Below are 25,462 nucleotides of genomic sequence, written 5' to 3' on the forward strand. Positions count from 1 at the left end.
ACCAGACCCGCCCCTCTTCGTTCGCAGGAGATTGAAGTCCCCATGGCTGAGATTCTCGTCTACGTCGACCACGTCGACGGAGCCGTCCGCAAGCCCACCCTGGAGCTCCTCACCCTCGCCCGCCGCCTCGGCGAGCCGGTCGCCGTCGCCCTGGGCAACGGCGCCGCCGACACCGCCGCCGCGCTCGCCGAGCACGGCGCCGTGAAGGTCCTCACCGCCGACGCCGCGGAGTTCGCCGAGTACCTCGTCGTCCCGAAGGTCGACGCCCTCCAGGCCGCGTACGAGGCCGTGTCGCCGGCCGCCGTGCTCGTCCCGTCCTCCGCCGAGGGCAAGGAGATCGCCGCCCGCCTCGCCGTCCGCATCGGCTCCGGCATCATCACCGACGCCGTGGACCTGGAGGCCGGTGACGAGGGCCCGGTCGCGACGCAGTCCGCGTTCGCCGCCTCGTACACCACCAAGTCCCGTGTCTCCAAGGGCACCCCGGTCATCACGGTCAAGCCGAACTCGGCCCCCGTCGAGGCCGCCCCGGCCGCCGGCGCGGTCGAGGCCCTCGCCGTCTCCTTCTCGGAGAAGGCCCGCGGCACCAAGATCACCGGCCGCACCCCGCGCGAGTCGACCGGCCGCCCGGAGCTGACCGAGGCCGCGATCGTGGTCTCCGGCGGCCGCGGCGTCAACGGCGCCGAGAACTTCGGCGTCATCGAGGCGCTCGCCGACTCGCTCGGTGCCGCCGTCGGCGCCTCCCGCGCCGCCGTCGACGCCGGGTGGTACCCGCACTCCAACCAGGTCGGCCAGACCGGCAAGTCGGTCTCGCCGCAGCTGTACATCGCCTCCGGCATCTCCGGCGCGATCCAGCACCGCGCGGGCATGCAGACCTCGAAGACGATCGTCGCGATCAACAAGGACGCCGAGGCGCCGATCTTCGACCTCGTCGACTACGGCGTGGTGGGCGACCTCTTCGAGGTCGTGCCGCAGCTGACCCAGGAGATCCAGGCCCGCAAGGGCTGATCTGCTGTTCCGTTCCGGTCCGGGGGCCGCGTGGTGATCATCACCGCGCGGCCCCCGGCCGTTTCGGACACCCATTGACGCGAGTCCGGGCCGACTATTAACTTCGCTATACGGATTGTTGATTCCGTGCAGCGGAAAACAGGAGGATGTGGGATGGGTCAGCAGGAGAAGGTGTCGACGAGCCTCGCGGGCGCGGTCAGCGAGGGCATCAGCGCCTCCCTCGCCACCGTGGACGCCGAGCTCGACCGTCGCTACCCGGGAGACCCCGGCACCCGCCAGCCCGTCCACACGGTCTACGTGCCCGGCAACGCCTTCGACGCCGGAACCATCCGCTCCTGGGGCGACCAGGCCCTCGCCGCCCTCGACGAGCACGCCCCCGACGCCGGCACCTTCGCCCGCGTCCTCGGCCTCGGCGGCGACCTCGCCGAGGACGTCTACGGCCGCGTCCGCGCCAAGCTGGAGCGCGAGCCCATCGAGGACCTGCGCGTCGACTTCGAGGACGGCTACGCCGGTACGGACGAGGACCACGACGCCGCCCGCGCCGCCCGCATCATCAGCGAGGCCTGCGCGGACCTGAGCGCCGCCCCGTACATGGGCATCCGCATGAAGTGCATGGAAGCCGCCGTACGCGACCGCGGCATCCGCACCACCGACGTCTTCCTCACCGGCCTCATGGAGCACGGCGGCCTGCCCGACGGCCTCGTCCTCACCCTCCCCAAGGTCACCTACCCCGAGCAGGTCACCGCCTTCGTCCGGCTCCTCGAAGCCTTCGAGAACGCCCACGGCCTCGATGCCGGCCGGCTCGGCTTCGAGATCCAGATCGAGACCAGCCAGGCCATCCTCGCCGCCGACGGCACCGCCACCGTCGCCCGCATGATCGACGCCGCCGAGGGCCGCGCCACCGGCCTGCACTACGGCACCTTCGACTACAGCGCCTGCCTCGGCGTCTCCGCCGCCTACCAGGCCAGCGACCACCCCGCCGCCGACCACGCCAAGGCGATCATGCAGGTCGCCGCGGCCGGCACCGGCGTCCGCGTCTCCGACGGCTCCACCAACGTCCTGCCCGTCGGCCCCACCGCCCACGTCCACGAGGCCTGGAAGCTCCACTACGGCCTCACCCGCCGCGCCCTCGCCCGCGCCTACTACCAGGGCTGGGACATGCATCCCGGCCACATCCCCACCCGCTACGCCGCCGTCTTCGCCTTCTACCGCGAGGGCTTCGAGGCCGCCGCCAAGCGCCTCTCCGCCTACGCCAACCACGCCGGCGGCGACGTCATGGACGAGCCCGCCACCGCCAAGGCCCTCTCCAACTACCTGCTGCGCGGCATCGACTGCGGTGCCCTGGACACGGCGGAGGTCGACGCCCTGACCGGCATGACCCGCGCCGATCTCGACCGCTTCGCGGCCCCGCGGCGCGGCGACCTCACGGCCACCGAGCGCTAGTCCTGTCCGGCGGATCAGGGTCGGACAGGCCCTGAGGGCTGAATCCAAACGGTCAATTTTCCGCCAACTGCCCCGTACCCTGGACGAGTTCACAAGATCGTCGAGTTCGACAGGGAACGGGGCAGCGGTGTCTTCGGGGGAGAACGGGCGGCTCGCGGGCCGCTACAGAGTGGTGCGCCAGCTCGGCCGCGGCGGCATGGGAGTCGTCTGGCGGGCCGTCGACGAGGTCCTCGGCCGCGAGGTGGCCGTCAAGGAACTCCGCACCTACACGGACACACCGGCCGCCGAACTCGCCGCCATGCGCCTGCGCATGCAGCGCGAGGCCCGCGCCGCCGCCCGGGTCCGCCACTCCGGGGTCGTCGCCGTCCACGACGTCACCGAACACGAGGGCCGGCCGGTCATCGTCATGGAACTCGTCGACGGCCGCTCCCTCGACGACATCCTCGCCGACCACGGCCCCCTCGACCCGGCCGAGGCCGCCCGCATCGGCGCCCGCGTCCTCGAAGCCCTCGCCGCCGCCCACGCGGCCGGCGTGCTCCACCGGGACGTCAAGCCCGGCAACATCCTCCTCGAACGCTCGGGCCGCGTCGTCCTCACCGACTTCGGCATCGCCGCGCTCGAAGACCCCGCCGACGGCGCCTCCGCCCGCCTCACCGCGAGCGGCGACATCATCGGCTCCCTCGACTTCCTCTCCCCGGAACGCGCCCAGGGCGCCCCACCGGCCCCCGCCGCCGACGTCTGGGCCCTCGGCGCCACCCTCTACGCCGCCGTCGAGGGCACCACCCCCTTCCGGCGCACCTCCACCTGGTCCACCCTCGCGGCCATCGTCACCGACCCCCTGCCCCCGCCGACGCGCGCCGGGCGACTGGGCCCGGTCCTCGCCCTGCTGCTGGCCAAGGACCCGCAGTCCCGGCCGGACGCGGCGGAGGCGGCGCGACTGGTGGACGCGGTGGCGGAGGCGGCGTCGGACGGAGCGCCGGACGGCGGTGCGTTGGGCGGAGCGCTGGGCGGTGCGTTCGGGCCGCCCGGTGCGGGGCCGGCTTTCGGGCCGGGTGCGGCGGATGGCTCGGGTGCGTACGGAGCGGGCTCGGGTGCGCCGGGCGGCTCGGGGCCTTACGGCGTGGCGGCGCCGCTCGCGGGAGCCGCGGAGGCGGGCCCGCCGGGCGGTCCGGAGGCGTACGGGGCCGGGCCGGGCACGGGGAACGCCGGGAACGGTGCCGGGGCGTACGGGCCGGGGCCGAACGCGGGTGGGCCGGGGGCTTTTGCGTACGGCGGGGAGCCGGGTGTCGCGGCGGCGCCCTCGGGGGCGGGGGCTGCCGGGCAGTCGCACGCCGGGGCGTACGGGCCGGGCCCGTACGCGTACGGCGGGGGGTTCGGGGCGGCGCCAGCGCACCCGGTGAGCGCGGGGGCGGCCGGGGCGCAGCCCGGCGGCCAGGGGCGGTCGAGCGCCGAGCCCGGCTCGTACGGCGGCCCGTACGGAACCGGGCAGCCGGCACCCGTCACGGGCACCGGCTCCGGCCGCGCCGACACGCGGGCCACCGCCCGCCCCCGGCGCCGCGGCCTCGTCGCGGCGGCCGTGGCCGGCGTGGTGCTGGTCGGCGGCGGCGTCTCGTACGCGCTGATGGACCGGACGACCGCCGACCAGGCGGCCGGCGGCGGACAGCGGTCCGCGGGGACGGCGAGCGGGGAGCCGGGGCGCGTGCTCGACGACCCGGCGGGGAGCGCCCGGCCGACGTCCGGCAAGACTCCCGGCCCGGGCGACAGCAGCCGCCCCGGGGACGCCGGTTCGGCCTCGGCCGCAACCCCCTCGGGCCCCTCGGCCGAGGACGGCGGAGCCACTGCCTCCGCCGGTACGGAGCCGAGCACGCGCGCGGGCGGCGGCGCGTCCCGCAGCCCCGGCGCCAAGCCCGCGACCGTCGCCCCCACCACGGCCGCGCCCCCGCCGCCCGCGACGAGCGGCGGCTGCACCGCCTCGGGGTCGTCGGCGACCTGCCAGGTGGTGCGGACGGCGACGAGCACCCGCTACGACGGCGGCGAGATGGGCACCGTGGCGCCCGGGCCGCAGCTGTTCTACTGCCAGGTGGACCTGGACCACTCGGCGACGTACGGGGGCCGCAGCAGCCGCTGGTGGGCGAGGACCGACGACGACAGCGGCAACACGAATGTCTACGTCAGCGTCCTCCACCTGAGCGGGGGCGCGGGCGGCGGCCCGGTCGACGGGCTGCGCATCTGCTAGCCCGTCGGCCCCGCCCCTCGTCCCCGCTACTCCGGTGGCGCGATCTCGCCCGAGCCCCGGGCGATCAGCCGCGTCGGAAGGACCACCGTCGTCGGCGCCTCGGCCGCACCGTCGAGGCGGCGGAAGAGCTGTTCCGCCGCCGTGCGGCCGAGGGCCGCCGCGTCCTGGGCGATGACCGTGATGCCGAGGAGGTCGGCGAGCTCGATGTCGTCGAAGCCGACGAGGGCGACCGGGCGTTCGCGCCCGGCGAGGGCCCGTACGGCGGTGACGGTCACGCGGTTGTTGCCGGCGAAGAGCGCGGTGACGGGCTCCGGGCCGGACAGCATGGCACCGACGGCCTCGGCGACCCGCTCCGGGTCCGTCGGGCCGAGGGAGACCCATGACTCGGCGACGTCGAGACCGGCGTCCGCCATGGCGGTGCGGTAGCCGCGCAGCCGTTCCGTCGCCGTGTGGATGCGGGGCCGGTCGCCGACGAAACCGATGCGGCGGTGGCCGTGGGCGATCAGGTGGGCCACGCCCGCCCGGGCGCCGCCGAAGCTGTCGGACAGGACGACGTCCGCGTCGATGCGGCCTGCCGGGCGGTCCACGAAGACGGTGGCGACGCCCGCGCGGATCTCCGGCTCCAGGTAACGGTGGTCGTTGCCGGCCGGGATGACGATCAGTCCGTCGACCCGCCGCGCGCACAGCGCGAGCGCCAGCTCCTGCTCCCGCTCCGGGTCCTCCGCGCTGGAACCGTTGATGAGCAGCGCCCCGTGCGCCCGCGCGACCTCCTCGACGGCGCGGCTGAGCGGGCCGTAGAAGGGGTCGGCGAGGTCTTCCAGGACGAGGCCGACCGACGCCGTGCGGCCCTTGCGGAGCACCCGGGCGCTGTCGTTGCGGCGGAAGCCGAGCGCCTCGATGGCCTCCTGGACCCGGCGCTCGGTGTCGGGGGTGACGCCCGGCTCGCCGTTGACGACCCGGGAGACGGTCTTGAGCCCGACGCCCGCCCGGGCGGCGACGTCCTTCATCGTGGGCCGATTGCCGTAGCGGTGCTCGGGGTGGCGGGCGGTGTCGGCCACGGTGCGGGGTTCCTCCGTCGGGGGTCGGTGCGGGGGCGAATCGGCACGGGGCAGCGGCTGTGGATCTCGTCGCTGTCGAGCATAGGCCCTGGACAACGTTGTCAAGGCGGGGAAGACTGAGGAGGAAGACTGGAGGCCGCACCCATGGCCACCGACGGCCGCCCGCAGCCACGCGTGGCCACGAACCACCCCCACGGAGACCTGGAGCCCATGCGCACTGACCTCGTCGTCGCCCTCGACTTCGGCGGCACCAAGATCGCCGGGGCGCTGGTCGACGCCGAGGGCCGGATCCATGTCCGCGCCCGCCGGGCCACGCCCGCGCAGGAGGACGGCGAGACGGTGATGCGCGCGGTGGCGGACGTGCTCGGCGAGCTCGCCGCGAACCCGCTGTGGGCCTCGGCCCGCGCCGTGGGCATCGGCAGCGCCGGCCCGGTCGACGCAGCGAACGGCACCGTCAGTCCGGTCAACGTCCCCGGCTGGCGCGACTTCCCGCTGGTCGAGCGGGTGCGCCGGGTCACCGGCGGACTGCCCGTCACGCTCGTCGGCGACGGCGTCGCCATGACCGCCGCCGAGCACTGGCAGGGCGCCGCGCGCGGCCACGACAACGCGCTGTGCCTCGTCGTCTCCACGGGCGTCGGCGGCGGCCTGGTCCTCGGCGGCCGTGTCCACCCGGGCCCCACCGGCAACGCCGGTCACATCGGGCACATCAGCGTGGACCTGGACGGCGACCCGTGCGCCTGCGGCGGGCGGGGCTGCGTCGAGCGCATCGCCAGCGGCCCGCACATCGCCCGCCGCGCCCTGGCCGAGGGCTGGCGCCCGGGCCCCGACGGCGACACCTCCGCCGCCGCGGTGGCCGCCGCCGCCCGCGCGGGCGACCCGGTGGCCGCCGCCTCCTTCGCACGCGCCGCCCAGGCCCTCGCCGCCGGAATCGCAGCCACCGCCTCCCTCGTCGAGATCGACATCGCGGTCGTCGGCGGGGGAGTGGCCGGCGCCGGCGAGGTCCTCTTCGCCCCGCTGCGCCGCAGCCTCCGCTCGTACGCCACGCTCTCCTTCGTACGGGAGCTGACCGTCGTCCCCGCGCTGACCGGCACCGACGCCGGGCTGCTCGGCGCTGCCGCCGCGGGCCGCGAGGCGGGGGATCCCGTACTGCGCTGAAGGCGCGGGCGCCAGGGGTGCCCGGGTGCGGGCGTCCGGGCGCCGGCGGGCGGCGAGCGGCGGGCGAACCGGTGGCGTCGGGCGTCCGGCACGGGGCGCCCCGAGGGGCGCGCGCCCGGTCTCGTAGCGCCTCCCGCGACGCTCCGGCGTGCGCCGGTCCGCCCCGCCCGCCTCCGGGGGTTTCCGTGGCAGGGTGGTGCGGGCAAGCCACAGGGGGCAACCCCACCGGGGGCAACCGAAGAGGGGGAATCGTGATCGTCTGGATCAACGGTGCGTTCGGCGCGGGGAAGACAACCACCGCGCGCGAGCTGGTCGATCTGATCCCGAACAGCACGCTGTACGACCCTGAGTCCACCGGCGGCGCCCTGCGCCTGCTGCTCCCGCAGAAACGTCTCGCCGAGGTGACCGACTTCCAGGACCTGCCGATCTGGCGCCGCCTGGTCGTGGACACCGCGGCCGCGCTGCTCGCCGAGGTCGGCGGAGTCCTCGTCGTCCCGATGACGCTGCTCCGGCAGGAGTACCGGGACGAGATCTTCGGTGGGCTCGCGGCCCGCCGGATCCAGGTCCGGCATGTCGTCCTCACTCCCGACGAAACGATCCTGCGCGACCGGATAGACCAGCGTGCCGCCCACGACGCCACGGCACCCGAGGACGCCGACGCGGCGCCGCGCCACGGCTCGGGCGAGACCGCGGCCGAGGCCGCCGCCCGCGTGCGCCGCTGGTGCCTCGACCACATCGAGCCGTACCGCACCGCCCTCGCCGGCTGGCTCGCCACCGACGCCTACGCCGTCGACAACTCCGCCCGCACCGCCGCCGAGACCGCCCGCGCCGTCGCCGGCGCCGTCGACGCCGGCCACGCCGCGCCCTGCGGCATCGTCCAGACCCCGGAGCCCACCGGCGAGACCGTGGCCGCCGGTGTCCTCCTCTTCGACGAGCACGACCGCTTCCTGCTCGTCGACCCCACCTACAAGCCCGGCTGGGAGTTCCCCGGCGGCGTCGTCGAACCGGGCGAGGCGCCCGCCCGCGCCGGCGTGCGCGAGGTCGCCGAGGAGATCGGCCTCCGGCTCGACGCCGTACCCCGCCTCCTCCTCGTCGACTGGGAACGCCCCCAGCCCCCCGGTTACGGCGGCCTGCGACTCCTCTTCGACGGCGGCCGCCTCCCCACCGCCGACGCGGACCGCCTCCTGCTCCCCGGAGCCGAACTGCGCGCCTGGCGCTTCGTCACCGAGCAGGAGGCCGCCGACCTCCTGCCTCCGGTCCGCTACCAGCGCCTCCGCTGGGCCCTGCGGGCACGCGAACGCGGCACGGTGCTCAACCTGGAGGCGGGGGTGCCGGTCGGCTGACCCGCGCCGTCGGTCACCGGCGGCCGGGGACCGGCCGCCGGGCTCCGTGGGGTCCGGGCTCCGTGGTCCGGACACCGGTTTCCGTGGTCCGGGCACCGTGGTCCAGGGACCGGTTTCCGCAGTCCCGGCGCCGGTTTCCGGGCCCCCGGGCCCCGGCCACCGGATCAGGACGACGGATCCGGGCGTGGGCCGAAGCGGGCGGCGATCCGGTCCGCCACGCGGCAGAAGTCCAGAGGCAGCTCCGGGTCACCGCCCGGCCCTTCCAGCCGGGCGATCTCCGACTCGCCGTGCAGGACGCGCAGCACCGCCCCGTCGGCCTCCCACCGGACAGCGCCCCAGCCGTGGGCCCACACCAGCGCGGTGCCCTCCCAGAGCTGGAGGTGCCGGGTGGTCGTGTGCAGCTGCAGGGGCGCGGCCTGGTCGCCGCCGCGGCGAGCGCTCCAGGCGGGCGCCGGGGACGGCCACACCGGATATGCGTTGAGCACCGTCTCGTTCGGTTCGAGAGAGTCCTTGTGGGCCCGGTCCTCCCGGCCCAGCCGCACCCCCGCGAACGTGCCGGCGACGACGCCGAAGACCGCGGAGGGCGCCGTGACCCACCAGGCGAAGCCCGTACCGAACCCCTCCACGAGCATGACCGTGCCGGCGAGGAGCGCGCCTGTCGCACCACCCACGATCCCGGCCCGGCGAAGCCGCCGTGCGCGCACCACGTCGCCCGGAACCACGGGCCTGACCTCGCCCGCCATGAGCCCCCCGTCGCCGTGTTCTCCGTCGCCGTGTCCTCCGTCGCCGTGTCCTCCGGGAGAGGACGGCGATCACACCCCGGTGGTTCCCGGGTCGCCCTGGGCCGCGGCCTTCGCGAGCCGCTCCGCGGTGTCCTCCGTCACCGGTTCGCCGTGCCCGCAGCACAGGACCGACGGGCGCAGCCCGGCCAGCCGGCGCATCGAGGCCAGGGCCTCGGCGCGGTCGACATGGAGGACGCCGAACATCACGTCCGGGACGGAGGCCACCGTGTCGCCGGTGAACAGCACGCCGTGGCGCGGCAGATGGACCGCGATCGAGCCGGGCGTGTGCCCCGGCGTGTGCACCACCACCGCGCCGTCGCCGAAGCCGAGCTCCTCGCCGTCCGTGACCTCCCGGTCCACCCGGGTCGGCGGGGCCTCGGGGGAGGTGAGCCCGTGCTCGTGGATGGGGCGCTCCCAGTCCAGCAAGTCCGGCTCGGGGACGGGGAGTTCGCCGCGGATGATCGGGGCGTCCAGCGCGTGCGCCAGGATCTCCGCACCGAAACGGTCCGCCAACTCCTGTGCCGCGCCCACGTGATCGCGGTGGCAGTGGGTGAGCACGATCCGGCGGAGCCGGGCCGGGTCGAGCCCCGCCCCGCGCAGCGCCGCCTCCATCTCCGCGGCCGAGCCCGCCCAGCCGGCGTCGATCAGGGTCAGTTCCGTGTCGTCCCGCCACAGATACGCCTGGCCGATGGAGAAGCGCAGCATGTGCAGTCGGGGAGTGATCTCTACGAGGTCCATGCCGCGAACGTACGTCGCCGGACCCGACCGCCGGGCCGGTCTACGCTCTGCGCGAGTTCCGCCCAGAGCGTGACCGGCGTCCGGTCCGCGCGATCAACCCTTCTTGGAACGCGCGTAGTTCACCAGGAAGTGCGCCTCGGCCACCGACAGCCGCTCCAGCTCCTCGGGCGACACCGACTCGTTCACCGCGTGGATCTGGGCCTCCGGCTCGCTCAGGCCGATGAGCAGGATCTCCGACTCCGGGTAGAGCGCGGCCAGCGTGTTGCACAGCGGGATCGAGCCGCCCATGCCGGCGGTCTGCATCTCCTCGCCCGGGTACGCGATCCGCATCGCCTCGGCCATCGAGGTGTACGCCGGGCTGGAGGTGTCCGCCTGGAACGCCTGGCCCTGGCCCACCTGCTCGAAGCTCACCCGGGCGTTCCACGGCGTGTGCTTCTCCAGGTGCGCGTACAGCAGCTCCGTGGCCTTCGCCGCGTCCTGGCCGGGCGGCACCCGCAGGCTGATCTGCGCGCGGGCGGTGGACGGGATCGACGGGGTCGCGCCCGCCACCGGGTGCGCGTCGATGCCGATGACCGTCACGGCCGGGCGGGCCCAGATCCGGTCGGCGACCGTGCCGTTGCCCGTCAGGTCCACCCCGTCGAGCACCTTCGCGTCCTTGCGGAAGTCGGCCTCCGGGTACTGCAGGCCCTCCCACACCGCGTCCGCCGGCAGCCCGTCGATGACGGTCGAACCGTCCTCGGCGCGCAGCGAGTCCAGGACCCGGATCAGCGCGGCCAGCGCGTCCGGCGCGGCGCCGCCGAACTGCCCCGAGTGCAGGTTGCCCTGCAGCGTGTCGATCGTGACGCGGATCATCGTCATGCCGCGCAGCGTCGCCGTCACCGTCGGCAGGCCGACGCGGAAGTTGCCCGCGTCGCCGATCACGATCGCGTCCGCCGTGAGCAGCTCCGGGTGCGCCTCCGCGTACCGCTCGAGCCCGCCCGTGCCCTGCTCCTCCGAGCCCTCCACGATCATCTTGACCGTGACCGGCACCCCGCCGTTCGCCTTCAGGGCGCGCAGCGCGAGCAGGTGCATGATGAAGCCGCCCTTGCAGTCGGCCGCGCCGCGCCCGTACCAGCGGCCGTCCTCCCGCTCCGTCAGCTCGAACGGCGGGGTCACCCACGCCGACTCGACCAGCATCGGCTGCACGTCGTAGTGCGCGTAGAGCAGCACGGTCGGCGCACCGGCCGGCCCGGGCAGCACGCCGTACACCGACTGCGAACCGTCCGGGGTGTCGAGCAGCGACACGTCCTGGAAGTCCTCGGCGCTCAGCGCGTCCGCCACCCAGTTCGCGGCGGCCTCGCACTCGGTGCGCGGCGCGACGGCCTCGTCCGCCACCGACTGGAAGGCCACCAGCTCCGTCAGCTCCGCCTTGGCGCGGGGCATCAGGGATGCGACGGTCTCGGCGATCGGATTCGCGGTCATGGGCACGCTCCTGGTGGGTGCGACGTTGTCAGGACGACGCCGTGTCGGATGTACGGCGAACGCATGGCCGATCCTACGGCGCAGGGCGACACGGCCGGGCCCCGCGCTGCGGCTACCGAGCCGTAGGATGCGATCACAGCAGGAACCACCGGTCGGATCAGGAGCAGAAGCACATCGTGAGCAGCGAGAACGCAGACGCCGGAGCGGCGGAGGACGGCGCGGCGCAGGGCGGCACGGCACCGGGTGACACGACGCGGGGCGACACGGCCGGAGCGGGGGCGGCGGGCCCGGACGCGGGGCAGCCGGTGTGGGACGTGGTGGTGGTCGGCGCCGGACCGGCCGGCGCCTCCGCGGCCTACGCGGCGGCGGTCGCCGGACGCCGGGTGCTGCTCCTGGAGAAGGCCGAGCTGCCCCGTTACAAGACCTGCGGCGGCGGCATCATCGGCCCGTCGCGGGACGCGCTCCCGCCCGGTTTCGAACTGCCCCTGCAGGACCGCGTCCACGCCGTGACGTTTCAGCACAACGGCCGCTTCGCCCGCACCCGCCGCTCCCGGCGCATGCTCTTCGGTCTCATCAACCGGCCCGAGTTCGACGCCCAGCTCGTCGAGCACGCCCAGAAGGCGGGCGCCGAGCTGCGCACCGGAGTCACCGTCACCCGGGTCGAGCAGCACGGCCCGGCCGTGCCCGACCGCCGCACGGTCGCCGTCGTCCTCGCCGACGGCGAGACCGTCCTCGCCCGCGCCGTCGTCGGCGCCGACGGCAGTGCCAGCCGGATAGGCGCTCACGTCGGCGTCAAGCTCGGCCAGGTCGACCTCGGTCTGGAGGCCGAGATCCCGGTGCCGGCGTCGGTGGCCGAGGACTGGAAGGGCCGCGTCCTCATCGACTGGGGGCCGCTGCCGGGCAGTTACGGCTGGGTGTTCCCCAAGGGCGAGACGCTCACCGTCGGCGTCATCTCGGCGCGCGGCGAAGGCGCCGCCACCAAGCGCTATCTGGAGGACTTCATCGCCCGGCTCGGCCTCGCGGGCTTCGAACCGGCGATCTCCTCCGGCCATCTGACCCGCTGCCGCACCGACGACTCGCCGCTCTCCCGCGGCCGCGTCCTGGTCTGCGGCGACGCGGCCGGTCTGCTCGAACCGTGGACCCGCGAGGGCATCTCGTTCGCGCTGCGCTCGGGCCGGCTCGCGGGCGAGTGGGCGGTCCGGATCGCCGAGGCGGCCGACGCCGTGGACACGCGCCGCCAGGCGCTCAACTACGCCTTCGCCATCAAGGCCGGGCTGGGCGTCGAGATGGCCGTCGGGCGCCGGATGCTCGCGGTCTTCGAGCGCCGTCCGGGGCTGCTGCACGCGGCGATCACCGGGCTGCGGCCGGCGTGGCGGGCATTCTCGGACATCACGCGCGGCTCGACGACGCTGGCCGGTCTGGTGCGCGGCAGCGGTTTCGCGCACCGCACGCTCGACCTGCTCGACCGTCGCATCGACACCTCGGCTGGCGTCGGTCCCGCGGGGCGGGGCGTCACACCGCGCAAGGACGACGAGGCGGACGTGGCCGGGGCGGCCGAGGGAGCGGCGGAAGCCGGGGCTTCCTGAGCAGTACGGGTACGGATGCGGGGCGGGCGCGGCCGAGTGGCGCCCCGGCCCGGGTGAGAGGGCGGTACGGACCGGGTCCGTACCGCCCTCTCACGCGTTCGCGGCGGCGTCGGTGGTCGTGGTGACGCGGAAGACGGGGTGCCGCGGCGCGATGGCGCGCAGCTGCTCGTCCGTGGAGTCGGGCCCGACGCCCTGGAAGAACACCCCGACCTCGGCCTTCCAGCGCTTGAGGTACGCGCGGAGGATCACCGGCTTGTCGTCGTCGCCGACCTCCACGGCGGTGAAGGTCTGCACGTGCTTGCCGAGGTGCAGCTCGCCGCCGCCCGCCGCCCGCATGTTGCGGGTCCACTGGACGTGGCCGCGCGGGGCCACCAGGTACTGGGCGCCGTCCACCGTCAGCAGGTTGACGGGCGTGCGGCGCCACTCGCCGCTCTTGCGGCCGCGCACGGCGAGCACGCGGGAGCCCCAGACGCTGACCCCGCGGCGGGTCAGCCAGGCGACGAAGCGGTTGGCGACGTTGACCGTGAACCAGCCGGGCTTGACGACGTGGGCGGCGGGCTGGGCGGGCTGGGCCGGCTGTGCGGACATCGGGGCCTCCTGGGCGTAAAGGTGAGAGGTGCTCCGAAGTGTGAGCGGTGCTCTCGCTTGAGAACAGTGTGCACGGATCGGCGCTCACAAGCAAGAGCAGTGCTCTCGTTTCGGTGCGGTGCTCCGAAACATGGCAGACTGCTCTCCATGACCGCCGTTCAAGGAGCCCGCGCCCGCGCCCGGATCGAGATCACCGCCGCCATCAAGGACGAGGCCCGCCGTCAGCTCGCCGCCGAAGGCGCCGCCAAGCTGTCGCTGCGCGCCGTCGCCCGCGAGCTGGGCATGGTGTCCTCCGCGCTCTACCGCTACTTCCCCAGCCGCGACGACCTGCTCACCGCGCTGATCATCGACGCCTACGACGCCGTCGGCGCCGCCGCCGAACAGGCCCACGCAACCGCCGAGGCCGCCGACCCGCGCGCCCACCTCGCCCGCTGGACCGCCGTCTGCCGCGCGATCCGTGCGTGGGCCCTCGCGCACCCGCACGAGTACGCCCTGATCTACGGCTCCCCGGTCCCCGGCTACACCGCACCCCAGGACACCGTCGACCACGCCGCCCGCGGTGGACTCGTCCTCGTCTCCATCGCCCGCGCCGCCTACGACGACAAGGGCGTCGCCCTGCCCCCGCTCCAGCCCACGCTCCGTCCCGAAGCGGACCGCCTGGTCGCCGCGCTCGCCCCCGACCTCCCGCCGGCCGTCGCCCTCGCCCTCGCCTGTGCCTGGGCCGAACTGTTCGGACTGATCTCCTTCGAGCTCTTCGGCCACTTCAACAACGTCGTCGAGGACCGCGACACGTTCTTCGCGGCGGCCGCGGAACGGCTCGGGCGCGAGGTGGGTCTGCTGCCGAAGCCGTGAGCGCGCGGGCGGGCACCCCCCGTACTCGCACTTCACCGCACTCCTCGTACTCCCCGTGGAGTACGGGTGACCGCCCCGCACGGCTGACGCCGCCGTGCCCCGGCCCGGTCTAGCGTGGCCGCATGGACGAACAGCCGAGCCGCGCCCAGGTACCCCGGCGCCACGGGCCGCCGGGTGCGTACGGGCCGTGGCGGAGGCGAGAGGGGCGGTGGGAGCGGCGGGGCGGGCTGCCGTGGGTGTCGACCGTCGTGGTCGGCGTGTTCGTGCTCGTCGGCTCGGGGTTCGCCGGCCACGACCAGCAGGGCCGGGTCGCGCTCGACGCGCTCGGCCGCGCGCTGCTCGTGCTCGGCGCGGCCGCGCTGCTGCTGCGCCACCGCCACCCCGTCCCGGTGGTGTTCGGGGTGGCGGCGGTGACGCTGGCGTACCTGGCGCTGGGGTATCCGTACGGCCCGGTGTTCGTCACCGTCGCGGTCGCCTGCTTCGCCGCCGTCAAGCGCGGGCACCGGCATGCCGCCTGGTGGGCGCTCGGCGGGCTGTGGGCGGGGCATCTGCTGCTGGCCCACTGGCTGTACCGCTATCTGCCGCCCGACGGCGACGGCCCGGCCCCGTGGGGCCAGGAACTCCCGGCCGCCGCCTTCGTCGTGGCGATCCTCGCCGCCGCCGAACTCGCGCGCGTACGCCGCGAGCAGTGGGCGAAGGAGCGCGCCGAGCGGGCCGCGGCGGAGCGGCGCAGGGCGGACGAGGAGCGGCTGCGGATCGCGCGCGAGCTGCACGACGTGCTGGCCCACTCCCTCTCCGTGATCAACGTCCAGGCCGGCGTCGGCCTCGCCCTCCTCGACTCGGACCCGGGTCAGGCCCGTACCGCCCTCACCACCATCAAGGCGGCCAGCAAGGAGGCGCTCGGCGAGGTACGGCAGGTGCTCGACACCCTCCGCGCTCCCGGCGCCGCGCCCCGCGCGCCCGCGCCCGGCCTCGACCGGCTCCCCGAACTCGTCGAGCAGGCCGCGGCCGCCGGGCTCACCGTGACGGCCGAGACCGAGGGCCGGCGCCGCCGGCTTCCGCCCGGTACGGAACTCGCCGCCTTCCGGATCGTGCAGGAGGCGCTGACGAACGTGGTGCGGCACTCCGGTTCGCGCACGGCGCGGGTCGTCCTCGCGTACGGGCCGGACGCGCTCGACCTGCGGATCGACGACGAGGGCCCGGCCACCGGCGGCGACGCGGGCGGCAGCGGCAACGGACTCGCCGGCATGCGGGAGCGGGCGGCGGCCCTCGGTGGCACGATTGAGGCGGGCACCCGGCCCGACGGCGGCTTCCGGGTGCGCGCAAGCCTTCCGGTACGCCCCGAGGAGTCCCCGTGATCCCCGCCCGTCCCGCGGACTCCGCGGACTCCGCGGACTCCGCGAGTCCCGGGAATCCCGCGATCCGTGTGGTGCTCGCCGACGACCAGTCGCTCGTCCGGGCCGGCTTCCGCGCGCTCCTCGACGCCCAGCCGGACATCGAGGTGGCGGGCGAGGCCGCCGACGGCGAGGAGGCGGTGGCACGGGTGCGCGAACTGCGCCCGGACGTCGTCCTGATGGACATCCGGATGCCGCGCCGGGACGGCCTCGCCGCCACCCGTCTGATCACCGGCGACGCGGAACTCGGCGCGGTGAAGGTGGTCATGCTGACCACCTTCGAGCTCGACGAGTACGTCTTCGAGGCCATCCGCTCCGGCGCCTCGGGATTCCTCGTCAAGGACACCGAGCCGGACGAACTCCTGCGTGCCGTACGGGCGGTGGTGGCCGGAGACGCGCTGCTCTCGCCCGGTGTGACCCGCCGGCTCATCGAGGAGTTCGCGGCCAGATCCCGCCCGCCTGCCGGCGGGGCCGCCACGTCGCTCGGTCAACTCACCGACCGGGAACGGGAGGTGATGGCCCTCGTCGGCCTCGGCCTGTCCAACGAGGAGATCGCCCGCCGCCTGGTCGTCAGCCCGCTCACCGCCAAGACCCATGTGAGCCGCACCATGGTCAAGCTGGGCGCCCGCGACCGCGCCCAACTCGTCGTCCTCGCTTACGAGTCGGGCCTGGTCCGCCCCGGCTGGCTCGGCTGAACTCCCTCTCTAGGACCAGACGACGGCGGACTCCTCCCGCCACAGCCGGGCCAGCGACGTGTCCCCGGTCACGGTCACGGAGTCCTGCGGCAGCCGGTTCCACAGCGTCAGATAGAGCCGGTCCGCGGGCCCGCTCAGCTCGCAGTCCGCGGGCCCGTCGGCCGTCGGCTCCGTCCGCGGCGCCTGCGGTGACAGTCGTACGGTCCACACGTCACCGGTGTCGGTCGCCCGCACGCGCAGGGTCCGCGGCTCCGCCGTGCGCACCCGGCTGCGGTCGCGCGCGTGGAAGGAACGCAGGAGCTCGTCGATGCCGTCGGCGGCGACCGCCGGGTCCACCGGCCCCGGGCCCGGGCCGTTCGCGAGGGCCGACTCGGCGTCCGCCCGGTGCACCGTCGTCTCGTGCGCCTGGCGCCGCGCCCAGAACGCGAGCGGCGACGGCGCGGGCAGGAACGTCCAGCACTCCAGGTCCGCGGGGGCCGCGCGCAGCGTCTCGACGAGCCGGGCGTGGCCCTCGCGGACGTACGCGAGGAGCGCGTCGCCGTCGAGGTCCGTCTCCTCGCCGGCCGGAGGACTTTCGGAGTGGCGCTCGGCGACGAGAGCGGTGGCCCAGCGGTGGACCGTCGTGGTGTGCCGCAACAGGTCACGCACCTGCCAGCCGGGGCAGGTGCGGACCTCCGCGTCGGGCCCGGCCGCGGCGGCGGCCGCCACGAGGGCCTTGCCCGCCGCGTCGAGCGCGTCGATGTGCCGTGCGATGCTCAGATCGTCCATGACCCGGATTATGGCGTCCGGACACCGGGCGGCGGCCCGGACGCCGCGCGCCCGGGGGACGACGCGCGCCCGGTCGCGACGCGCGCCCAGGGACGAAGCGCGCCCGGGGCGGCGCGCCCCGGCCGGCTCGTGCCGGGCACTCGGGCCGGCCCGTGCGGGCGGCCTGCCGGGGCGGCTCGCGCATCGTGCCGGTCACGCGAGCCGATCGCCCCCGGAACCCGGATCGGCCCCCGCCGTGCCCACCGAGTCAGTGTCTGCCCCCGAGTCAGTGCCCGACCGGCACCCGCGCCCCGCGGGACGCGTACCCCATCACCGCGGCCCCGGCGGCCAGGACCGCGACCGTCGTGAGTGCCACCGGCAGCGAGAACCAGTCGGCGAGGAAGCCGATGGCCGGCGGCCCGAGGAGCATCCCGCCGTAGCCGAGCGTCGAGGCGGCCGCGACACCGCCGGGTCCGGCGAGGGCGCCCGCGCGGGCGACGGCGACGGGGAAGATGTTGGCCAGGCCGAGCCCGGTGACGGCGAAGCCGAGGAGCGCGGCCCACACGGTCGGCGCGAGCGCCCCGAGCAGCATGCCCGCGGCGGCCGTGAGTCCGCCCGCGACCAGGGTGCGGGTCTGCCCGAGCCGTTCGAGCAGGGCCGTGCCGGAGAGCCGCCCGGCCGTCATGGCGAGGGCGAAGAAGGAGTACCCGGCCGCCGCCACCCCGGGGTGCGCGTGCAGGTCCTGCGCCAGGTGCAGGGCGCCCCAGTCGGCCAGTGCGCCCTCCCCGTACGCCGTGCACAGCGCGATCACCCCGAAGAGGAGCACCGTGCGACGCGACCCGGCGGGCCGTGCGCCGGCCGTGCGCGCGGGCAGCGACTCGGGCGGGGCGGGGGAGGGGTGCCGCAGGAGTACGGGACCGGCCGCGGCGGTCAGCAGCAGGCCCGCGACCGTCAGGCCGATCAGGTGCGCCGTGGGCGACAGGCTCCCGGCGACCAGCCCGCCGAGCCCCGCGCCGAGCATGCCGCCGAGGCTGAAGGCGGCGTGGAAGCTGGGCATCACGGGCCGGCGCAGCGCGGCGACGAGATCGACGGCCGCGCTGTTCATGGCCACGTTGATGCCCCCGTACGCGGCGCCGAAGAGCAGCAGGACGAGGCCGAGCGCCAGCGGGGACCGGGTGAGCGGGGGCAGGGTGAGGGAGAGCGAGAGGAGTACGGCGGCGGCGACGGTCACCGGATGGCTGCCGTAGCGGCGGCAGAGCCTGCCGGTGAGCGTCATGGTCACGACGGCCCCGGCGGACACGCCCAGGAGGGCGAGGCCGAGGTCGCCGGCGGACGCGCCGGTCTGCTGCTTGATGGCCGGGATGCGGACCACCCAGCCGGCGAAGAGGAAGCCGTCGAGGGCGAAGAAGAGGGTCAGGGCGGAGCGGAGGCGGGCCAGGGAGGGGGAGGCGGTGTCTCCGCGGGATCCCCCCGACAGGGCCGGGCCTACTTTGTTTAGTAGCGGCACAAACTCAGGATAGGGGTGGGCGGGGCTCGGATTCAAGGCGAGGGCGGGCGGGGCAGGCTCCGCCCCGGAAACGGCGAGGGCGGCGCGTCGGGCTCCGCCCCGGAAACGGCGAAGGTGGCCGCGCCCGTCCGGGCACGACCACCTTCGCCGACTGCAGACTCCTTCAGATGACCGGCGGGCGGCCCAGCCGGCCCATCCGCCACACCGTCGCCCAGCGCATGGGCTGCCGTGCGCCGCCCGGCCGGCGCACGCCCTCGGCGAAGCCGGCGAACCAGGCGCGCAGGCCCGGCAGGGAGCGGGTGCGGGCCAGGGTGAGCAGGGTCCAGACGCCGAGGTAGACGGGGACGAGCGGCGCCGGCAGGTTCCGCTTGGCGAGCCACACGCGGTTGCGGGCGGTCATCCGGTAGTAGACGGCGTGCCGGGCCGGGCTGGTCTTCGGGTGCTGGAGCAGCAGCCCCGGCTCGTACAGGACGGTCCACCCCTTGTCGAGGGCCCGCCAGGCCAGGTCGGTCTCCTCGTGGGTGAAGAAGAACTCCTCCGGCCAGCCGCCGATCTGGTCGAGCATCCGCATCGACAGGCCGTGGCCGCCGCCGAGGAACGTGGTCACCCGGCCGCCGCGCATCGGGTCCTTCGCGCCGAGCCGGGGCACGTGCCGGCGCTGCGTCTCGCCGTTCTCGTCGGCGATGCGGAAGGAGACGATGCCGAGCGCCGGATCCGCCTCGTACAGGTCGGCGAGCCGGCGGAACACGTCCGCGTCGACCAGCAGCCCGTCGTCGTCCAGGTCCACCAGGACGTCGACGTCACCGAACGCCCGCAGCGTCTCGATGGCCACGTTCCGGCCACCCGACACCCCGCGGTTCTCGGGGAGCTCCACGCCGTGCACACCGTCCGGGAGCTCCTTGAGCGACCCGGCGCCGTTGCCGACCACGACCACCCGGGCCGGCGGCTCGTCCTGCATGGCGACGGAGTCGAGCAGCGCCCGCAGCTCCTTCGGCCGCGTGCCCATCGTCAGCACCGCCACACCCACCCGCGGTCGTGCCACAGCCCACTCCGTCCGTTCCGGCATCTTCTGCGTCCTGCCTCGCTGCCGCGTCTCGTTCTCCGCGGCTCGCGTCTCGTCCCGTCGGCCGCGATGCTAGCGCCACGGCGACCGGAACCGTTCACCCGGACGGAAGGTGGCGCACGGCCTCCGTCCATGTGGGCGTGCGTCGGTGGGGACCGGTGCGCGGCCCGGCGGCGCCCCGTGCCCGGGGGCGGGACCCGGCCATCGGCGGGTGCCGGAGGACCCGGGTGGCGCGATCATGGGAGACTCGCCAGCATGAACGGCAAGGCGACGACGACCCGGACACGGCTGGACAGGGGGCGCAGCGCGCTCGGACCCGCCCTCGAGCTGGTGCACACGGGCAGGGCACCCACCCGGGCCGTGCTCACCGCCGAACTCGGCGTCACCCGCGCCACCGCCGGAGCCGTCGCCGCCGAGCTGGAGGCTCTCGGCCTCATCCGCGTCGACTCCAACCCGGGCGCCGCCGCCGGCTCCCAGGGCCGCCCCTCGCACCGCCTCGCCGTGGCCGAGAACGGCCCCGTCGCCCTCGCCGCCCAGGTCCACGCCGACGGCTTCCGGGCCGCGCTCGTCGGCCTCGGCGGCACCATCGTGGCCACCGCGCCGGGCTGCGTCACCGTCTCCGAGGACCCGGCCCAGGTGCTCGGCGCCGTCGTCGAGGCCGGTGCCGCGCTGCTGCGGACCAGCGGACGGCGCTGCGTCGGCGCCGGGCTCGCCGCGCCGTCCGCGGTCGCCGAACCGGAGGGCACCGCGCTCAACCCGCTCCACCTGGCCTGGCCGGCCGGTGCGCCGGTACGGGAGATCTTCGCCGAGCAGGTGCGCGCCGCCGGCATCGAGGGCCCCGCCTTCACCGGCAACGACGTGAACCTCGCCGCCCTCGCCGAGCACCGCCACGGCGCCGGACGCGGCTCGCGTGACCTGCTGTGCGTGGCCACCGGGCACCGCGGGGTCGGCGGCGCGCTCGTCCTCGACGGCCGTCTGCACACCGGCAGTTCGGGCCTGGCCCTCGAAGTCGGGCACCTCACCGTCAACCCCGAGGGCCGGCCCTGCCACTGCGGCTCCCGCGGCTGCCTCGACGTCGAGACCGACCCGCTCGCCTTCCTCACGGTCGCCGGCCGCGACCCCGGGCCCGAGGTCTCGCTCCTCCAGCAGGCCCGCGACCTGCTGCGCGACCACGCGAACGACCCCGGGGTGCGGGCCGCCACCGAGGAGCTGATCGACCGGCTCGGCCTCGGCCTGGCCGGGCTCGTCAACATCCTCAACCCCGACCGGATCATCCTCGGTGGCCTGCACCGCGAACTCCTGGACGCCGACCCGAACCGGCTGCGCGCCGTGGTCGCCGACCGCAGCCTGTGGGGCCGCAGCGGCGGCGTACCGATCCTGCCCTGCACCCTCGACCACAACAGCCTGGTCGGCGCGGCCGAACTCGCCTGGCAGCCGGTCCTGGACGACCCCCTAAATGCGTTGGGCGGTGCGGCGCACGCCGACTAGGGTCCGGCCTCATGACCGACCCCATCACCGCCCCCGGCGCCGTCCCCGACTCCGTCGTCGCCCCCGGTACCGGCCCCATCGCCGAGTCCGTCGCCGCCCCCGGTACCGGCAGCGACCACGAGCCGATCAAGGAGCCGGCGCACGGCGAGCCGGCGCTGGGCGCCCGTGCCGACGGTCCGCCGCCGCTCGCCGCGGGGCTCACCTTCCACGGCCCGCTCTCCGAGGCCCGGGCCGCCCGGATCGTCGCACGCCTCGCCGCCACCTCGCCCGGCACGGTCCTCGACATCGGCTGCGGCCGGGGCGAGTTGCTGCTGCGCGTCCTCGCGGCCGCTCCCGGCGCGCACGGCGTCGGCATCGACATCAACGCCGACGACCTGGCCCTCGGCCGCCGCCTCGCCGCCGAACGGGGACTGGACGAACGCGTCGAGTACGCCGACGAGTCCGCGCGCGGCACCGGCCGGGGCCCCGCCGACACCGTCCTGTGCCTCGGCTCCAGCCACGCACTGCTCGACCCCGACCTGCCGCACGACCCCGCCGCCGCCCTGCACGAACTGCGCCGGCTGGTACGGCCCGGCGGCCGCGTACTGCTCGGCGAGGGCTTCTGGGAGCGCACCCCGGACGACACCGAACTCGCCCGGATGTGGCCAGGCGCCCAGGCGGCCGACCACGTCCCGCTCGACGCCCTCGTCGACCTCGCCGTCGAGGCGGGCTTCCGCCCCGCCTGGATCGAGACGGCGACACGGGAGGAGTGGGAGGAGTTCGAGTCCGGCTACCGCCACGCCACCGAACTCTGGCTCGCCGCCCACCCCGGCCACCCGCTCGCCCCGCAGACGCGTGACCGCGTCGACCGGCAGCGCTCCGCCTGGCTCGGCTACCGCAAGCTCTTCGGCATCGCCTACCTGACCCTGGTGCCGGTCGACTGAACACCGGTGATCCGCGCGAAATCCGTTACTCGTTCAGTGGGACCAGGCCCTACGGTGACGCCGTGACGACTCGCGTGATCATCCTCAACGGCGGTTCCAGCTCCGGGAAGACCGGGATCGTGCGGTGCCTCCAGGCCGTACTCCCGGACGCCTGGCTCGCGTTCGGCTGCGACTCGTTCGTCGACGCCCTGCCCGCGAGGCTGAAGGACGGGCGCGAGGCGGACGGCTGGATCGAGTTCGCGGACGACGGCAGCGTGATCGTCGGCCCCAAGTTCCGTGAACTGGAAGCCGCTTGGACGACGGGCATCGCGAGCATGGCACGGGCCGGCGCCCGGATCGTCGTCGACGACGTCTTCCTCGGCGCCGCCGCATCCCAGCAGCGCTGGCGGGAGGCACTCGACGGCCTCGACGTGCTCTGGGTCGGCGTCCGCTGCGACCCCACCGTCGCCGCCGGCCGCGAACTCGCCCGCGGCGACCGCGTCCCCGGCATGGCCGCCGCCCAGGCGGACCTGGTCCACCAAGGCGTCAGCTACGACCTGGAGATCGACACCACCCGCACCGAGTCCCTCGACAGCGCCCGGACCATCGCCGCCCACCTGCGCTGAGCCGCCCCGATCGGCTCACCACTGCCGTCCGGGAGCGATCCCGGACCGGCCCGGCGCCGACAGGTGCAGCACCTGGAAACGGTCGGCGTTCGGCTCGGCCGCGCCCTCGTCCGCCCACAGGGTGAAGGTGAGCAGCTCCCAGTGGCGCGGATCGACGGCGACGGCACGCGCCACCACACCGTCGGCCTTCGCCTCGACGGCGTGCCGCTCCAGAACCCGCTCCACCGCCTCGGCCGGGGAGAGACGCTCGGGGACGGACCCGCGGCGGCGCGTCGCGGCGCGCGGCGGGCACGCGGCGGCCGGGCCCTCGTCGTACGCGAGCACGGTCCAGTGCTGCACGACGGGCCTCCCGAAGTCGCTCACGATGCCCTGGAAACCGGGACCCCAGAGGAAGTCGTTCATCCCGGCGGCCGTCGCCCAGAGATAGAACGGCGCGTACTGGTTGACCGGCGAGCCGTCGGCCCGCTCCCGCATCAGGTACGCCTTGAGGCCGAGGCCCGGGAAGTCGTCGAGCAGGTGACCCCGGGTCGCGACGCGCTCGCGGATGATCCTCATGTCGTAGTCCGCGGGAAGCGTGATGTCGTACTGCGTGGCGTGCATGGGACGGGCTCCTCGGATCGTGCGGGTGGGCCGGTGGCCGGGAATGCGGCCGGGGTGCCGGCTGGTCCGGTGGCCTGGACGGCGGCCGGGGGTGATGGCGGGGCCGTGGCCGGGCCGGTCGCCGGGTCAGTGCCCGGCGCGGGGGGACAGCAGCGCGAGCAGGCCGCGTACGGCGGTGTCGAAGGCGGCGGGGGAACCGGAGGCCCGGGCCAGGACGTAACCGCCCTGGAGGGTCGCCACGATCGTCGAGGCGACCTCCTCGGCGCGCAGCGGACCGGTGAACTCCCCGCTGTCCAGGCCCTCCTGGACGATCCCGGCGAGCCGGCCGCGCAGCCAGTCGAGCGTCTCGTCGACCGGCGCGCGCAGCTCGGCGCTCGCGATCACGTCGGGGTCCATCGTCAGCCGCCCCACCGGGCAGCCGCGCAGCACGTCCCGCTCGCGCAGCAGATACGCCTCGATGCGCGCGTACGCCGGTCCCGGCCCGCCGAGCGCGGCCTCGGCCGCCGCCCGCAGTTCCTCGGCGGTGCGGCGGATCGCGGCGAGCGCGAGATCGGGCTTGCCGGTGAAGTGGTGGTACATGCTGCCCTGGCCGGCCCCGGCGGCCTGCTGGATCGCCTTGGGGCTGGTGCCGACGTAGCCCCGTTCCCACAGCAGCTCACGGGTGGCCTCGATCAGTCGCTCGGACGCGTTCGCGTTCATGATCCCCACTGTACATACCAGTAGGTACAGCGTCGAGGGATGGGGCGCGCCGTGCTGGGGAGCAGCCGGCCCCGGCCCCGCTACTCCCGCCGTCGTACGCGCGAAGCCGCTGGCCGTACGACGACTCCGGGCCCCCTCGCGAGCGAGTCTCGAACCATCACCGCAGGCGACAGCGATCCGAGGAGCTGACCGACCATGAACACCCTCGCCTACGCGGGCCCCGGCCCGTGGATCCTCTTCTTCCCGCTCGTCTGGGCGGCCGTGATCATCACGGTGGTCACGGTCGTGCGCCGCCGCCGCTTCGGCTGGGGCCGCCCGGGAGGTCCCGGCGGCTTCGGCGGTCGTGGCGCCTCGCCGGTCGACGAACAGTCGCCCATCGCGCTGCTCGGCCACCGCTTCGCGGCCGGCGAGATCGACGAGGACGAGTACTGGCGGCGGCTGACCGTCCTGGAGGAGCAGTTCGGCCGCCGCGCCGGGGAGGACAAGGGGCGGCGGGCATGACCACCACCGCCCTGCGGCGCCTTCCTCGGCCGGGTCCTGGTGCGTGCCTCCGACGGCGCGTCGGACAGCGCGTTCACTCCGATGTCCTGGCGCCGGGATACCGGATCCGATATCCAGCGTGCTGAAGATTGGATCCAATGCGTCGGATCCCGGATCCGGTCTGCCGGATATCGGATCCAACATCCCGGATCCGATATCCAAAATCCCGCGCCCGCCTCCGCCGTCCCCTCAGCGCGCCAGCACCGACCGCGCCCCCACCGGCGCGTGCAGCTCGTCCACCCCGCCGAACGGAACCGTCTCCAGCGCGCGGTCGGTGAACGGCCCGCCCGTCGTGGCTCCGTAGACGGTGTGGGCGAGCGGGGCGAGGCCGACGGGGGAGGGCGGGGCCTGGAGGGTGAACCAGACGATCTTGCCCGAGTCGTGCGGGCGGACGCCCCAGCTCTCGCTGAGCGCCTCGACGATGGCGAGGCCGCGCCCGGACGTGGCGAACTCGTCGGCCGCGCCGTCCGGTTCGGACACGTCCGGGAACCGGGGGTCGTTGTCGCGGACGGAGACGGTGAGGCGGTCGAGCAGCAGCTCGACCTCGACGGTGCACATCTTGTCCGGCTGGGCGTGCCGGTGAACATTGGTCAGGAGCTCGGTGACACCGAGCGAGGCATGGTCTATCAAGGCATCGAGCTGCCAGTGGCGCAGATGCGCCGAGACGATCCTGCGGACCTGACCGATCCGCGACGGCAGGGCTTGGAGCTCCACCGTGCAATACCTGCTGGGCTCGCTGATCACGGCTGCGACTCCCCGAAGTGAGGTCCGGAAGAAGACGGAGATTCGGATCTGTCATGCGGTGTAGCAGGACGGTGGCTGGTTCGCAGCGTCACCGCCGGTAAACCCTCGGTGAGGTGGTTCCAGGGTGAACCAGTGGTGTAAGTGCCGCAACTCGCGGCGACACGCCGCAGGTCAGAAGCGGATCGGGAGCGGATCAGCCGCGGCTCGGGG

The 25,462-nt window shown here is 75.0% G+C and carries 24 protein-coding genes; 13 read left to right on the forward strand and 11 right to left on the reverse strand.

Annotated elements, in window-relative coordinates:
* Positions 1-42: 42 nt before the first annotated feature.
* The 3 genes from ACFYU9_RS15640 (at position 43) to ACFYU9_RS15650 (ending at position 4,684) form a co-directional block, all read left to right on the forward strand.
* Positions 43-1,005, forward strand: a complete 963-nt coding sequence (locus ACFYU9_RS15640; RefSeq protein WP_389213171.1) for an electron transfer flavoprotein subunit alpha/FixB family protein — start codon at positions 43-45, stop codon at positions 1,003-1,005.
* Between the two features lie 153 nt (positions 1,006-1,158).
* The gene (locus ACFYU9_RS15645) at positions 1,159-2,448 is read left to right on the forward strand and encodes a DUF6986 family protein (RefSeq protein ID WP_389213173.1); all 1,290 of its coding nucleotides are present in this window, start codon (positions 1,159-1,161) and stop codon (positions 2,446-2,448) included.
* 127 nt (positions 2,449-2,575) lie between these two features.
* A complete protein-coding gene (locus ACFYU9_RS15650) occupies positions 2,576-4,684 on the forward strand; it encodes a serine/threonine-protein kinase (protein WP_389345021.1) in 2,109 nt (702 codons plus the stop codon).
* 26 nt (positions 4,685-4,710) lie between these two features.
* Here the strand turns inward: ACFYU9_RS15650 and ACFYU9_RS15655 are convergent, their stop codons facing one another.
* A complete protein-coding gene (locus ACFYU9_RS15655) occupies positions 4,711-5,742 on the reverse strand; it encodes a LacI family DNA-binding transcriptional regulator (protein WP_389213177.1) in 1,032 nt (343 codons plus the stop codon).
* Positions 5,743-5,952: 210 nt separating this feature from the next.
* On the opposite strand from ACFYU9_RS15655, the gene ACFYU9_RS15660 reads away from it, so the two are divergent.
* Positions 5,953-6,897, forward strand: a complete 945-nt coding sequence (locus ACFYU9_RS15660; protein ID WP_389345023.1) for an ROK family protein — start codon at positions 5,953-5,955, stop codon at positions 6,895-6,897.
* A gap of 251 nt (positions 6,898-7,148) precedes the next feature.
* The gene (locus tag ACFYU9_RS15665) at positions 7,149-8,240 is read left to right on the forward strand and encodes an NUDIX domain-containing protein (protein WP_389345025.1); all 1,092 of its coding nucleotides are present in this window, start codon (positions 7,149-7,151) and stop codon (positions 8,238-8,240) included.
* 164 nt (positions 8,241-8,404) lie between these two features.
* Here the strand turns inward: ACFYU9_RS15665 and ACFYU9_RS15670 are convergent, their stop codons facing one another.
* From ACFYU9_RS15670 to ACFYU9_RS15680, 3 genes are all read right to left on the reverse strand, one after another.
* Positions 8,405-8,911 carry a hypothetical protein gene (locus tag ACFYU9_RS15670; RefSeq protein WP_389345027.1) on the reverse strand — a complete coding sequence of 169 codons (507 nt, stop codon included), beginning with the start codon at positions 8,909-8,911 and terminating at the stop codon, positions 8,405-8,407.
* Positions 8,912-9,052: 141 nt separating this feature from the next.
* On the reverse strand, positions 9,053-9,760 hold the full coding sequence (locus tag ACFYU9_RS15675) for an MBL fold metallo-hydrolase (RefSeq protein WP_389345029.1): 708 nt from the start codon (positions 9,758-9,760) through the stop codon (positions 9,053-9,055).
* A gap of 93 nt (positions 9,761-9,853) precedes the next feature.
* Positions 9,854-11,221, reverse strand: coding sequence for a dipeptidase (locus ACFYU9_RS15680; protein ID WP_389345031.1), 1,368 nt, complete (start codon positions 11,219-11,221; stop codon positions 9,854-9,856).
* A gap of 305 nt (positions 11,222-11,526) precedes the next feature.
* On the opposite strand from ACFYU9_RS15680, the gene ACFYU9_RS15685 reads away from it, so the two are divergent.
* Positions 11,527-12,807, forward strand: coding sequence for a geranylgeranyl reductase family protein (locus ACFYU9_RS15685; RefSeq protein WP_389213950.1), 1,281 nt, complete (start codon positions 11,527-11,529; stop codon positions 12,805-12,807).
* A gap of 90 nt (positions 12,808-12,897) precedes the next feature.
* Here ACFYU9_RS15685 and ACFYU9_RS15690 read toward each other — a convergent pair whose 3' ends face one another.
* On the reverse strand, positions 12,898-13,395 hold the full coding sequence (locus tag ACFYU9_RS15690; RefSeq protein WP_389213188.1) for a nitroreductase family deazaflavin-dependent oxidoreductase: 498 nt from the start codon (positions 13,393-13,395) through the stop codon (positions 12,898-12,900).
* 147 nt (positions 13,396-13,542) lie between these two features.
* Between ACFYU9_RS15690 and ACFYU9_RS15695 the strand changes: the two genes are divergently transcribed.
* The 3 genes from ACFYU9_RS15695 (at position 13,543) to ACFYU9_RS15705 (ending at position 16,336) form a co-directional block, all read left to right on the forward strand.
* On the forward strand, positions 13,543-14,247 hold the full coding sequence (locus ACFYU9_RS15695) for a TetR/AcrR family transcriptional regulator (protein WP_389345033.1): 705 nt from the start codon (positions 13,543-13,545) through the stop codon (positions 14,245-14,247).
* Between the two features lie 122 nt (positions 14,248-14,369).
* Positions 14,370-15,605: a sensor histidine kinase gene (locus ACFYU9_RS15700; RefSeq protein WP_389345035.1), complete on the forward strand. Its 1,236-nt coding sequence runs from the start codon at positions 14,370-14,372 to the stop codon at positions 15,603-15,605.
* 62 nt (positions 15,606-15,667) lie between these two features.
* Positions 15,668-16,336: a response regulator gene (locus ACFYU9_RS15705; RefSeq protein ID WP_389213953.1), complete on the forward strand. Its 669-nt coding sequence runs from the start codon at positions 15,668-15,670 to the stop codon at positions 16,334-16,336.
* Positions 16,337-16,345: 9 nt separating this feature from the next.
* Here the strand turns inward: ACFYU9_RS15705 and ACFYU9_RS15710 are convergent, their stop codons facing one another.
* From ACFYU9_RS15710 to ACFYU9_RS15720, 3 genes are all read right to left on the reverse strand, one after another.
* The gene (locus tag ACFYU9_RS15710; RefSeq protein ID WP_389213956.1) at positions 16,346-17,095 is read right to left on the reverse strand and encodes a maleylpyruvate isomerase family mycothiol-dependent enzyme; all 750 of its coding nucleotides are present in this window, start codon (positions 17,093-17,095) and stop codon (positions 16,346-16,348) included.
* Between the two features lie 274 nt (positions 17,096-17,369).
* A complete protein-coding gene (locus ACFYU9_RS15715) occupies positions 17,370-18,590 on the reverse strand; it encodes an MFS transporter (RefSeq protein WP_389345037.1) in 1,221 nt (406 codons plus the stop codon).
* 163 nt (positions 18,591-18,753) lie between these two features.
* Positions 18,754-19,632, reverse strand: a complete 879-nt coding sequence (locus tag ACFYU9_RS15720) for a glycosyltransferase family 2 protein (RefSeq protein ID WP_389345039.1) — start codon at positions 19,630-19,632, stop codon at positions 18,754-18,756.
* A gap of 276 nt (positions 19,633-19,908) precedes the next feature.
* Here ACFYU9_RS15720 and ACFYU9_RS15725 point away from each other — a divergent pair, with 276 nt between their 5' ends.
* From ACFYU9_RS15725 to cpt, 3 genes are all read left to right on the forward strand, one after another.
* Positions 19,909-21,141 carry an ROK family protein gene (locus ACFYU9_RS15725; protein WP_389213197.1) on the forward strand — a complete coding sequence of 411 codons (1,233 nt, stop codon included), beginning with the start codon at positions 19,909-19,911 and terminating at the stop codon, positions 21,139-21,141.
* Between the two features lie 11 nt (positions 21,142-21,152).
* On the forward strand, positions 21,153-22,064 hold the full coding sequence (locus tag ACFYU9_RS15730) for an SAM-dependent methyltransferase (protein WP_389345041.1): 912 nt from the start codon (positions 21,153-21,155) through the stop codon (positions 22,062-22,064).
* 74 nt (positions 22,065-22,138) lie between these two features.
* On the forward strand, positions 22,139-22,669 hold the full coding sequence (gene cpt, locus ACFYU9_RS15735) for a chloramphenicol phosphotransferase CPT (protein WP_389345310.1): 531 nt from the start codon (positions 22,139-22,141) through the stop codon (positions 22,667-22,669).
* Positions 22,670-22,684: 15 nt separating this feature from the next.
* On the opposite strand, the gene ACFYU9_RS15740 is transcribed toward cpt, so the two are convergent.
* Complete coding sequence (locus ACFYU9_RS15740) at positions 22,685-23,269, reverse strand: DUF4865 family protein (protein WP_389345043.1); 585 nt, start codon at positions 23,267-23,269, stop codon at positions 22,685-22,687.
* A gap of 126 nt (positions 23,270-23,395) precedes the next feature.
* Positions 23,396-23,968, reverse strand: a complete 573-nt coding sequence (locus ACFYU9_RS15745; RefSeq protein WP_389345045.1) for a TetR/AcrR family transcriptional regulator — start codon at positions 23,966-23,968, stop codon at positions 23,396-23,398.
* A gap of 195 nt (positions 23,969-24,163) precedes the next feature.
* On the opposite strand from ACFYU9_RS15745, the gene ACFYU9_RS15750 reads away from it, so the two are divergent.
* Positions 24,164-24,469, forward strand: coding sequence for an SHOCT domain-containing protein (locus ACFYU9_RS15750; RefSeq protein ID WP_389345047.1), 306 nt, complete (start codon positions 24,164-24,166; stop codon positions 24,467-24,469).
* Between the two features lie 228 nt (positions 24,470-24,697).
* On the opposite strand, the gene ACFYU9_RS15755 is transcribed toward ACFYU9_RS15750, so the two are convergent.
* On the reverse strand, positions 24,698-25,252 hold the full coding sequence (locus ACFYU9_RS15755; RefSeq protein ID WP_389213206.1) for an ATP-binding protein: 555 nt from the start codon (positions 25,250-25,252) through the stop codon (positions 24,698-24,700).
* Positions 25,253-25,462 lie beyond the last annotated feature (210 nt).

It is taken from the genome of Streptomyces sp. NPDC004327 (assembly GCF_042873935.1).
Lineage (GTDB): Bacteria > Actinomycetota > Actinomycetes > Streptomycetales > Streptomycetaceae > Streptomyces.

Excerpts from the sequence above, each read along its gene's own strand:
- ACFYU9_RS15640 (WP_389213171.1), top strand. The coding sequence starts at position 43 with ATGGCTGAGATTCTCGTCTACGTCGACCACGTCGACGGAGCCGTCCGC.
- ACFYU9_RS15645 (WP_389213173.1), top strand. The coding sequence starts at position 1,159 with ATGGGTCAGCAGGAGAAGGTGTCGACGAGCCTCGCGGGCGCGGTCAGC.
- ACFYU9_RS15660 (WP_389345023.1), top strand. The coding sequence starts at position 5,953 with ATGCGCACTGACCTCGTCGTCGCCCTCGACTTCGGCGGCACCAAGATC.
- ACFYU9_RS15675 (WP_389345029.1), bottom strand. The coding sequence starts at position 9,760 with ATGGACCTCGTAGAGATCACTCCCCGACTGCACATGCTGCGCTTCTCC.
- ACFYU9_RS15680 (WP_389345031.1), bottom strand. The coding sequence starts at position 11,221 with ATGACCGCGAATCCGATCGCCGAGACCGTCGCATCCCTGATGCCCCGC.
- ACFYU9_RS15690 (WP_389213188.1), bottom strand. The coding sequence starts at position 13,395 with ATGTCCGCACAGCCGGCCCAGCCCGCCCAGCCCGCCGCCCACGTCGTC.
- ACFYU9_RS15695 (WP_389345033.1), top strand. The coding sequence starts at position 13,543 with ATGACCGCCGTTCAAGGAGCCCGCGCCCGCGCCCGGATCGAGATCACC.
- ACFYU9_RS15700 (WP_389345035.1), top strand. The coding sequence starts at position 14,370 with ATGGACGAACAGCCGAGCCGCGCCCAGGTACCCCGGCGCCACGGGCCG.
- ACFYU9_RS15725 (WP_389213197.1), top strand. The coding sequence starts at position 19,909 with ATGAACGGCAAGGCGACGACGACCCGGACACGGCTGGACAGGGGGCGC.
- ACFYU9_RS15730 (WP_389345041.1), top strand. The coding sequence starts at position 21,153 with ATGACCGACCCCATCACCGCCCCCGGCGCCGTCCCCGACTCCGTCGTC.
- ACFYU9_RS15740 (WP_389345043.1), bottom strand. The coding sequence starts at position 23,269 with ATGCACGCCACGCAGTACGACATCACGCTTCCCGCGGACTACGACATG.
- ACFYU9_RS15745 (WP_389345045.1), bottom strand. The coding sequence starts at position 23,968 with ATGAACGCGAACGCGTCCGAGCGACTGATCGAGGCCACCCGTGAGCTG.
- ACFYU9_RS15750 (WP_389345047.1), top strand. The coding sequence starts at position 24,164 with ATGAACACCCTCGCCTACGCGGGCCCCGGCCCGTGGATCCTCTTCTTC.